The sequence below is a fragment of the Herbidospora solisilvae genome (assembly GCF_009901565.1).
GTDB lineage: Bacteria > Actinomycetota > Actinomycetes > Streptosporangiales > Streptosporangiaceae > Herbidospora > Herbidospora solisilvae.
Genome location: NZ_WXEW01000021.1, coordinates 1 through 9,791, shown reverse-complemented (window position 1 = coordinate 9,791; position 9,791 = coordinate 1). Strand labels below are relative to the sequence as shown.

12 protein-coding genes are annotated in these 9,791 nt (G+C 65.3%); 11 read left to right on the top strand and 1 reads right to left on the bottom strand.

The annotated features are described in order from the left end of the window. Positions 1–297 precede the first annotated feature (297 nt). On the bottom strand, positions 298–1,056 hold the full coding sequence (locus GT755_RS38275) for a GntR family transcriptional regulator (protein WP_161484440.1): 759 nt from the start codon (positions 1,054–1,056) through the stop codon (positions 298–300). A 184-nt stretch (positions 1,057–1,240) separates the two neighbouring features. On the opposite strand from GT755_RS38275, the gene GT755_RS38270 reads away from it, so the two are divergent. The 11 genes from GT755_RS38270 (at position 1,241) to GT755_RS38220 (ending at position 9,236) form a co-directional block, all read left to right on the top strand. Next, positions 1,241–1,633 carry a hypothetical protein gene (locus tag GT755_RS38270; protein WP_161484439.1) on the top strand — a complete coding sequence of 131 codons (393 nt, stop codon included), beginning with the start codon at positions 1,241–1,243 and terminating at the stop codon, positions 1,631–1,633. After that, the gene (locus GT755_RS38265) at positions 1,630–1,812 is read left to right on the top strand and encodes a hypothetical protein (RefSeq protein ID WP_161484438.1); all 183 of its coding nucleotides are present in this window, start codon (positions 1,630–1,632) and stop codon (positions 1,810–1,812) included. The genes GT755_RS38270 and GT755_RS38265 overlap by 4 nt, the downstream gene beginning before the upstream one ends. 103 nt (positions 1,813–1,915) lie before the next feature. Then, positions 1,916–2,080, top strand: coding sequence for a hypothetical protein (locus GT755_RS38260; protein WP_161484437.1), 165 nt, complete (start codon positions 1,916–1,918; stop codon positions 2,078–2,080). Between the two features lie 356 nt (positions 2,081–2,436). Further along, on the top strand, positions 2,437–2,847 hold the full coding sequence (locus tag GT755_RS38255) for a hypothetical protein (protein ID WP_161484436.1): 411 nt from the start codon (positions 2,437–2,439) through the stop codon (positions 2,845–2,847). Then, on the top strand, positions 2,847–3,095 hold the full coding sequence (locus GT755_RS38250) for a hypothetical protein (protein ID WP_161484435.1): 249 nt from the start codon (positions 2,847–2,849) through the stop codon (positions 3,093–3,095). Before GT755_RS38255 ends, GT755_RS38250 begins: the two co-directional genes overlap by 1 nt. An 82-nt stretch (positions 3,096–3,177) precedes the next feature. Next, on the top strand, positions 3,178–4,596 hold the full coding sequence (locus tag GT755_RS38245) for a P-loop NTPase family protein (protein WP_161484434.1): 1,419 nt from the start codon (positions 3,178–3,180) through the stop codon (positions 4,594–4,596). 142 nt (positions 4,597–4,738) lie between these two features. Beyond that, positions 4,739–6,061 carry a rolling circle replication-associated protein gene (locus tag GT755_RS38240; protein ID WP_161484433.1) on the top strand — a complete coding sequence of 441 codons (1,323 nt, stop codon included), beginning with the start codon at positions 4,739–4,741 and terminating at the stop codon, positions 6,059–6,061. 107 nt (positions 6,062–6,168) lie between these two features. Beyond that, positions 6,169–6,792: an AAA family ATPase gene (locus GT755_RS38235; protein ID WP_202611046.1), complete on the top strand. Its 624-nt coding sequence runs from the start codon at positions 6,169–6,171 to the stop codon at positions 6,790–6,792. After that, positions 6,789–7,097 (top strand): DUF2274 domain-containing protein, encoded by a 309-nt coding sequence (locus GT755_RS39040; RefSeq protein WP_202611045.1) that lies wholly within the window; start codon positions 6,789–6,791, stop codon positions 7,095–7,097. The genes GT755_RS38235 and GT755_RS39040 overlap by 4 nt, the downstream gene beginning before the upstream one ends. Before the next feature lie 880 nt (positions 7,098–7,977). Then, on the top strand, positions 7,978–8,202 hold the full coding sequence (locus GT755_RS38225) for a hypothetical protein (RefSeq protein WP_161484431.1): 225 nt from the start codon (positions 7,978–7,980) through the stop codon (positions 8,200–8,202). Beyond that, positions 8,193–9,236 (top strand): hypothetical protein, encoded by a 1,044-nt coding sequence (locus tag GT755_RS38220; protein ID WP_161484430.1) that lies wholly within the window; start codon positions 8,193–8,195, stop codon positions 9,234–9,236. Before GT755_RS38225 ends, GT755_RS38220 begins: the two co-directional genes overlap by 10 nt. The last annotated feature ends 555 nt before the right edge of the window (positions 9,237–9,791 follow it).

Here is a 9,791-nt window from a genome sequence, read left to right as displayed (position 1 = left end):
GCCACCGGCCCGAACCCCCGGAACCCACTCGCGCGGCCGCCGCGCCGAGGCGGGCTTGTTATATGCGCCATAACCGGCCCCACATGAACGGCGGGCACGGAAAAGCCCCGGACCAGAAGGCCCGGGGCTCTCTCGGCTAGCTGGCGTCGTGCCTGCTCAACGTGGCGATGAGGTCGAAGGGGACGGGCCAGGTGTGACTACATCCTGGGCACCGAAAGTAGGGGATGGGCTCGCCGAATTCCGGGGGGCCGTCTTCGACCAGGAGCTCGGCGGACTGACACTCAGGACACTGATCCGTCATCGAATCTCCATGTCGTACTCCAAGGTGTACCGGTCGGCGGGGAACACGATGTCAGCAGTCTCAACGGGCACGCCGTCAGCGGTGAAGGTCTGCTGGATCTGGACTACGGGCACGCCCGGGGGGATGTCGAGGGCGGCGACCTCCTCGGGGTCGGGCATGCGGATAGTGAGAACTTCCTTCACCCTGTCCACCCTGTACCCGATGGCGTCGAAGCGCGGGACGATGCCAGCGCCAGCGTGCGGGCCGCTGTGAGGATCTTCGATCTCGGTCCCGCCAGTGATTCCCAGAGGCTCCCAACAGACGCTCGAACTGACGGGCTGATCGTCCATGCGGATCAGGTACCTGATCTCCATGACCGGGGCTCCGGAGCTCACGGCCAGACGCTCGGCGACCTCGGCTGACGCCTCCACGGGGGAGCTGGAGTGCTCCACGGAGACGGATCGGCCGGCGCTTTCTGCCTCGTGCTTGTAGGTCGCCTTCGAGTGTGGTCGCCAATAGCGCTGAGGTGCGATACGGCGGAGCGGCTGGTGCTTACGGACGAACGTCCCCCTGCCGCGTAGGCCGTAGACAAGGCCTTCCGAGCGCAGGGACTCGATCGCCTTACGGGCGGTGATCGATGACACGCTCCACTGCTCGCACAGCTCGCGTTCGCTCGGGATCTTGTCGCCTCCCACGAGAACCCCGGTGCTGATCTTGTGCCGGATGTCGTCAGCGATCTCTACGTACGCCGGGACATAGCTCGACCTCGGGCTCATAGCTTTCTCTCCCTTCTGGGTTGCAACTTCGTATGTTCGTATGTTCTCATGTGAGGGCAAAGTTAGTATGTGAACATACAGAGACAGTACCGCTACTGCTCTGGCAGACCAACCGACGGGCCTGAGTGCCCACTGGCAGATGCCCGGGGCCGGAGATGCCCCCCCCGACAGAGGAGGACTCGATATGGGAATCACGAACTTCAAGATCGATCAGGCGGCAACGTTCCTCGGTGTCGCCTTCCTGGCATGTCAGCCCAAGACCGCGTTCCAGTCGGCCACGCAGGACACGACCAAGGACGGAGTCCCCAAGTGGGAGGTCCAGGTGGTGGGGACGGTCAGGGACCAGTTCGGCAAGATCGGCAACGAGGTGCTGAAGATCGGTGTCGCGTCCCTGAAGGACCCGGGTCAGGGGGTCATGCCGTACACGCCCGTTCAGCTCGTCGGCTTCGAGGTCGGCGTGATGGAGAAGACCAAGCGGAACCCGTCGACGGGCGAAGAGAAGATCATCGGTACCACGGTCTGGTACCGCGCTGAGGAGATCCGCCCGACCACCGCGACCGGCAAGCAGGCCGCGTGATGTGGGCCAGCGCGATCGTCTTAGCGGTTCTTCTGCTCTTCGCGGCGCTGAGCTGGTACAGCGCCATGGCGGTCGTGCTGGCCGGATGTGTCGTCGTCTACCTGGTGATCGCTCTGCTCTCCGGCCCGGCCGTGCTCATGGTGCGGATGGACCGGGAGCGGGATCAGGAGAGTCAGTAGATCAGTAGTTACTGAAACACGCATCAGCAGTTCAGAACTGATCCGGGGACGCGCAACCGTCCAAAGTCTCGCGCCCCCGGGTCCTCAACAGAGGAGTTCCATCATGGCGCAGGCCCGCAACACGCACCAGAGGCCCAACGGCGAGCAGCCCTCGGGCTGGCCGGGCACGAACCCGGCCCTGAACATCAGGGACGAGTACGACCGCATCGAGGCCGAGAGGCGGCAGCAGCGGGAGCAGGAGCGGCGCGAGAAGAACCGGGGCCGGTGATGGGACGCGGCTCGAACGCTGCCGCTGCTGCGGCGGCTGGTCTCGTCACCACCGTGAGGTGCGCGGCTCTCGCGCTGCTCCTCATCTCGGCTACCCCGGCCGAACTCCAGATCCACCGGACGACGTGCGCCCAGTGCAGCACCCAGACGAACGGTCGGCGGCGATGAGAGGCGAACTGTTCATCTCCTGCGGCTGCGTCTGGAACGACGGCGTCAGGGTCCAGACCTGCCCGGCGCACAACCGCCCGCGACGGGCGGCCCGGTGAGCCCTCGCCGCTGCGGCACCTGCGGCGGCTGGCTCTACAGAAGGACCGGCAAGTGCCCCAAGTGTGATCCCCCGAAGAGAGGAAGGGCCATATGGCTACGCCCGAACGACCCTCGACGGTCGTGAACTTCGACCCCCAGAAGGAGCGCAAGGCCCGGCGTCGGGTGCTGCTCAAGCGGCGCGGCGGGTGGCGTGACTCGCTCGCGAACCGGGTCTTCGAGACCCAGGCGGAGCGGGAGAACCGCCGGCAGTTCCGCCGGAACATCAGCCAGATCCGGATGCGGCGGACGCTGATCGCCCGGCGTATGGGCTCGCTGGCTCAGATCGTCGAGGAGCTGATGTCGGATCTGCGGCGCATCGAAAACCGGTACCCGGCCTTCAAGGAGCGCAGCCTCTACGAGGCGCAGGGACTGGTCAAGCGGGCTGTCTCGTCGACGGCGACGTGCGCCGACGAGTACGCCCTCTTCGCTCGGACCCGACCCACCTACATCAAGGACCTGTGATGGCTGACGTCTACCTGACCACGCACGTCGACCGGATGGACGTCGAGATCGAGCGGCTCTCGCGCCTCATCTCCAAGGGCGCGGAACTCGACCGGGAGTTGGCGGCCGGGCTCGGCGTCTCCATCTCGATCCCCTCGGTCCAGACCGACATCGACCGGGCCTCGGCGGCCGTGGAGGCGCTGTCGACCGACTTCAAGAAGTGGAGCGAGGAGAGGGACAAGCCCCGGACGACCCGTACCCGGTCGTAGATCACTCCCCGGGGGAGCCACCACTACCGATCCCGCGTGGTCGGCGGCTCCCCCTTCGCATGCCCAAGAGAGGAGACATCCCATGGCGAACTGGCTATTCAGCATCACCGGCCGCCTGCTGGTCTGGCTGGCGAAGCAGCTCGCGCGGCTGATCGCGTGGCTGGCCGTGCAGGCGTTTCTACACCCGCGTACCTCGCTGACGGTCGCCGCTGCGGCCGGGGCGGTCTCCCTGCTGGGCTGGAAGCTGTGCCTTCTGATTGGCGGGTCGGTGCTCGTCACCCTGTCGACGTGGAAGGCGGCCCATCCAGAGAGTTTCTCTGCGACGGTGGCGACCTGGTCGCGGTCGTGGTGGCGGCGCTGGTGGCTTTACCGGCGTACGTGGGCGGAGGTGTTCACCGCCTGCGGCCTGGCCGTCCAGGCCGACAAAGAGGTGGTCCTGCCCAAGCTCAAGGGCGTGAGGTCGTCGGCGTACTGGGACTTCCTGCTGATCGAGATGCGGGTGGGCCAGGCACCGCGACAGTTCGAGTCGGTAAGCGATGAGCTGCGGCTGGGCTTCAAGGGGCAACGGATAGTGCTCAAGGAGATGACTCCGCGGCTGCTGTCGGTCTCGCTGATGCGTCGAGACCCGCTCGTCGAGGTGGTGCCGGCGACTGCCATCCCGGCCCGGGTGGAAGACATCGACTGGAAGCGTGTGCCGGTCGGGGTCGACGAGTTCGGAGACCCGTACACCGTCAGCCTGACCGGAGGGCACACCGCCGTATCCGGCTCGACCGGCGCCGGTAAGGCGGGCCTGGAGTGGAACGTCCTGCGCCACCTCGGCCCGGCGATCGCGGCCGGGTGGGTGCGCGTGGTGGCCATCGATCCCAAGCAAAAGGAGCTGCGGCGCGGCCTCGGAACGCTGTTCTCGCCGGAGAACTACGCCGCGAAGGATGAGGCCGTGCTGGCGCTGCTCGAACGGCTCGTCGCCGAGATGAACGAGACGAACGAGAGGGAAGGCGAGGCGGGCGAGCGTGACTTCCGGCCCGGCCCGGGTCGGCCGCTGACGCTGATCCTGCTCGATGAGATGGCCCCGCTGTTCAAGTACTGGCCGCGCCGCATCCGAGACAAGATCGAAGACGCATTGGGGCTGCTGCTCACGCAAGGCCGCGCGGCGGGGTTCTCAGTGCTCGGCGCGATCCAGGAGCCGACCAAAGACGTGTTCCAGATGCGGGACCTGTTCACCCGGCGGCTTGCGTTGCGGCTGCCCAAGGAGAGCCACACTGAGGCGGCTCTGACCGAGGACGCGGTCAAGTACGGCGCGCTGTGCCACCAGATCAGCGAGTCGACTCCGGGCGTGCTCTACAGCCTCCAGGACGGCGCGCGGTCGACGACGCGGGCGCGGCTGGGCTGGGTCGACGACGCGGCCATTGACGAACTGATCGCCTACGTCCAGGCGCGACAGAACGTGATCGAGCTGGACGGGTGGGGCGGGTCGGGCCGAAAGCCGGAAGTTGCAGCGTGATCCCGCGTGTCGGCGTGACGTGATCCCGCCGACACGAGAGGGTGTCAGGCTCAAGACCACAGAAAAAGCTGAGGGCCCGGTGTTGGTAGCACCAGGCCCTCGGAGTGGTCCGCTCCTCGCTCCAGGATCGGAACCAACGCCTGTGACCACGGTATCTGATGGTCATGCCGTCGTGCATGCGCCTCCGGCGTCCGACACGCCGGAAATGCTCCTATGGGAGCCCAAATTTCCCAGTCCGCGCGGGCTGGACATGGCCGCCTCGATGTTCGACGCGCGGCCCACGTGGGCGGGAGAAGAAGGCCCTCGGCCGCGCATCATCATCGCTGCGGGAGCCTTCGCAATCGAGTGGCCCGACCTCGCACGCAAAGACCGCACGCACGAGCGCACCGAGAAACGCCGCCAGGCGGCCGTCGACATGGCCGCGACCTACATCGCGGCCGGGGAAGAGCTGCCCGAGCGCATCCCGATCCGGGAGATCACCGGGTGGTCCCGTAAGAGCCGGGCGCGGATGGTGCGGGCGCTGTGCGAAATTGACTATCGGCCGATGCTCTCGGACCGGACGCGCATCCCGGCCATGGTCACGCTGACGTACCCGGGTGACTGGCTCACGGTCGCCCCTGACGGGAAGACGGTGAAGCGGCATCTCGCGGCCTTTCGACGCCGGTATGAGAAGGCGTGGGACGAACCGCTGAAGGCGATCTGGAAGCTGGAGTTTCAGAGGCGGGGGGCGCCGCACTTTCACCTGCTCCTGGTCCCTCCACATGGCCTGTCCAAGATGCCGGGAGCTCGCGCGACCTCGGCCGCGAAAGTAGGTGCCGGCCGACCCTTCCGCGAGTGGCTCTCGGCCGTATGGGCGGCGATCGTCGGCCATCCCGACCCGGAGGAGAGGGCGCGTCACCTGCTGGCGGGAACGGGCGTCGACTACTCGGACGGGCTTAAGGCCAGCGACCCCAAGCGGGTCGCGGTCTACTTCACCAAGCACGGCGGGGCCCAAGCCAAGGAGTACCAACACTGTGTGCCTGAGTCCTGGGTCGGCCCCGGCCTCGGCCCCGGCCGGTTCTGGGGCTATTGGAACCTCGAACGAGTCACCGCCCAAGTCGAGGTCACGCCGGAGCAATCGGTCCAGGCCGCGCGCATCGCTCGGCGGTGGGCCCACGCCCAGCGCACCACACGTCAGGTGACGGTCATCAGGCATCGCGGCGGGCAGGTCCTCCCGCAGAGACCCGACATCATCGGACTGGCCGGGGCCCAGATACTGGAACCCGTTGCGGCACCGCGACGGCGGAAGGTACGAAGGCGTGTGCGACGGTTCGGCGCGGGCCGGGGCTTCGTCTCGGTCAACAACGGCCAGACGTTCGCCATCGCAGTTGCCCGCGCGCTGAGCCTTCCGGGCATCACTCAGTACATAAGTAGATCAGTACGTACTGAAGTACTGACATCAGTAAGCGGGACGTCCCTTACTTAGTAAGGTGCCATGCCCGGGGCGAATCAGTACTTCAGTAGCTCAGTACGTACGGATATACTGATATCAGTAGAAGTCGTAGGAAGGGCGGAAATGTGCTGGTCATAGCTGTGGTGAACCTCAAGGGCGGGTCCACCAAGACAACAACTGCGGGCCACCTGGCGGCCGCGTTCCATGAGGCGGGCATGAAGGTCCTCGGCGTCGACGCGGACGGCGAGAACGAGTCTCTCCAGAGCTGGCAGGAAGCCGCCGACCTCCCGTGGCCCGTCATTACGCTGGCCGTGTCCAACGTCCACAAGCAGCTCCCCGGCATCGTCGGCGATAAGTATGACGTCGTGGTCATCGACACGCCGCCGATGAAAGCCCAGCGTGGGACGGTCTATTCGGTGCTGCGCATCGCCACTCACGTCGTGATTCCGATGGCGCCCACGCCGGTCGAGTACGACCGCCTGGCGGCGGTGCGCGAGCTCATCGACGAAGTGGCCGGCGACCGCGAGGACGGCCAGCCACCCATACACGCCGTGCTGCTCACCCGGGTCAAGCCGCGGGCGGCCTCCACCACCGTTTACCGCCAGCTCGTGACCAACGACGGGGTGACGGTCCTCAAGGCCCAAGTCGGTGCCCTGGAGCGCTTCGCCCAGAGCTGGGGCGACCCCATGACTGGTGTCCTGGACACCTCGTACGGTGAGGCGGCCATGGAGCTGCTCGACCTCGAAGCGGCGGTGAAGGCATGAGCCGCGCGGACGACCTCGCTGCGAAGGCGGCCCGGCTCAAGGCGAAGCAGGCGGGCGCTGCGGCGGCCCCGGCCGCGCCGGTCGAGCAGCGAAAGAAGGTCGTCCTCGCAGATACCGTGCGGGTCACGGTGGATCTGCCACCTACGCAGCATCGTGAATTGAAGGCATGGGCGGCTGCGGCCGCTGAAGAGCTGGGCCGGGCTCGGGTCACCAACCAGGACATCATGAAGGCGCTGCTGGCGCGGATGTTCGCAGACTCGACGTTGGCTGATCAGATCATCACTGATCTGAGCAAATCTCAGTAGATCAGTGTGTCAGTACATCAGTGACTCAGTATGTCAGTAGGTCCCCGGAACCTCGAGGTCCGGGGACCTTTCGCTGTCCACGGCATCGCTTGCGGTCCGGTGCCCTGCGCGTTTGAGACGCGCTCGCTCGCGGAAGGCCGCTGCCGAGTTGTGGTCGGGGTTCGCGCAGTAGACGAGTGGCCGGCCGACTCCTGTCGCCGTCGCGGGCATCTGATCACACCCTGGGAACCGACACATGATCGTCAGGTCGGTCATCTGTCGCCTCTCTTCAACGGAGATCATCAGAGATCTCAGCTGGTCTCAGGGGATCAGTGGAACCGGATGGAGAGCCTGACTCAAGGGCTTCGGATGGCCGTACAAAGAAGAGGACCCGGGCTCAAAATGCCCGGGTCCTCTATTTAATCTGAGCCCGATCCCCTCCACGGGATCTGGACTCCAACTCTCTCGCCGCCCGTCCGTGTCACCGATCAAGCCTGGAGAGAACCTCGATTGGGAAATCAAGGTGAGAGCAATTAGAGCTGATGAAATCGAGTTTTGGCGAACCGACTAGACGAGAATTGACGTTCTTAGACAGTTTTTTACGCATCAAGACACTTCTTCACATATCGAGACGCGATTAGACGCCGTTCTAATATCTGTTCGGGGTGTGTCGGTCCTTGGTTTGACCGGATTGGCGTAAACCCTTTGCCCTTGCGTGGCGTCGCCCGTTCTCGTAGGGCACAATGACCTCTACGGCGCAGAGTGCAGGAGGGCTCCACTCCCTCTCGTTACCCAGCGTTACCGCGAGTCCCGTCCGTGTCACGGGGTCGCCTTCTAGCTAGAGGCGACCCCACCTACCCATCAACCTGCAACCCGTCAAACCTGGAGAGTCTCATTGTTCGTGAGCAACGATCTCGCCGTCCCCGGAAACAATCCGGGCCGCCGCGATGTTCCCCTCGCCATCGCCTTCTCAGGGTTCAGCGCCATCTTCGTGGAGCTGATCGGGCAGGGGTACACGCCTGCCGAGGCGTTCACTCTCGCCCTCATCATCTGCATCGGCGCCGCTGAGATTCTCCGACGTCACAGGGAGAACAACGAGCGTCCCGGGGGCCCTCGATGGGCCTAGCTGAGCAGATCATCAACCCGCGCTTCGTGCTCGCCGCCGTCTTCCACGACGATGAGCAGGCGAAATCGGCGCTGTCTCGAGTGCTGCGCTTTGTTGGCGAGACGCTCGCCGACGTGAGCTCTGAAGATGCCGCGCGCTTCAAGCACGCCGTCAGCCCTTACACGCTTATGAAGCAGTCAGGGATTCAAAAATACATCGACAACCTGGAATTCTCGACTCCAGTCCCCCCCTCCGAAACGCTCAGATCCATCCTCTTTCCACTGGGGGCCCCCCACACTCGGTACGAGGGACTTCTGAATCTGCACATCGCTGGCGCGGTGTCCGTGGTGGATATCCATTTGGGCGCTGCTGCTTTGAACCTGCCCATAGATGCTCTCTTGGAGACACTCGCCAACGGTATGTCGGGCGGAAAAGCACGGGAAAGCCTGACTCCGCAAGCCCTTCAAAATCTTCTGGGCATCGCTAACAAGCCGACGGAAACCGCTGGCTGGGTTTTCGTCGCCTTCTCAATCATCGACGGCATCTATCATCGAATTTCGCGTTTGCGCATCCGCCACGAGCACCTACTTCGGCAGAGCAGAAGGGAAGCAGAGGCAGCGGAGGAAGCACGCCGAAGGGCGGCGGCTGAAGCCGCGGAACGGCTCGGCCGATTCAAGGCCCCTGTCCTGGAGAAGGCGATCCCCGACTATGCCGGCCACGACTCCAAGCCCGACCCCCTTGCCGCCACCAGCGAGGCTATGGTCATGGACGAGCTACGGCGCTACCGGGTATGGGCCGGGAACAAGTCCCTTCGGGAACTGTCGGCTCTCACCGGTAACAACGTTTCTCACGCGACCCTGGGCAACCTGCTCTCCTCCAAGAAGGTGCCCAAGAAGCTCTCCCACCTTCTCACTCTGATCACCGCCCTGGGTGGTGACGAGGAAGATCTTCGGCGATGGGCAACAGCATGGCGCCATTTCCAGGTGCCCGGACCCGCCGCCGAAACGGAGAAAAAGGACAAGCCCGGTTCCTCCCGCCTCCGGCTGACCGGCTAACCATTCCGCGGTGAAACCAAGGGGCTCCGTCATATAGCGGAGCCCCTTCAGCGTTCTTAACGCCGGACTGCTCCGACCTCAGCCACCGCTGTCCTTCTACACAAGGGGGCCCGAGTGATCATCCCGTCTGCCTGATGCTGCGCATGTCGTAGGTTCCAAGAGCCGCGATAGCCCCTTGCCCGAAGGGTCGGGCGAAGCCCGAGGGCTATTGGGGATCTTGGGTTCTGTGGCACCCACCGGGTCAGGTAGGCGGGATGATCACGACCCCCCGACCCTCAACGCACCCCCGTCACTGAATCCGCGGCTGCCCCCCATCCCGGAGCCTGCCCGCCCGGCGAGGGCATGCCTTTAACCAATCGACAGACCCGCGCGCCTCCGGCGCGGCCGGTGGCCGGCGGGGCCGGGGCCCCCCTGGGGTGGCGGCGCCGGCCACCGGCCCGAACCCCCGGAACCCACTCGCGCGGCCGCCGCGCCGAGGCGGGCTTGTTATATGCGCCATAACCGGCCCCACATGAACGGCGGGCACGGAAAAGCCCCGGACCAGAAGGCCCGGGG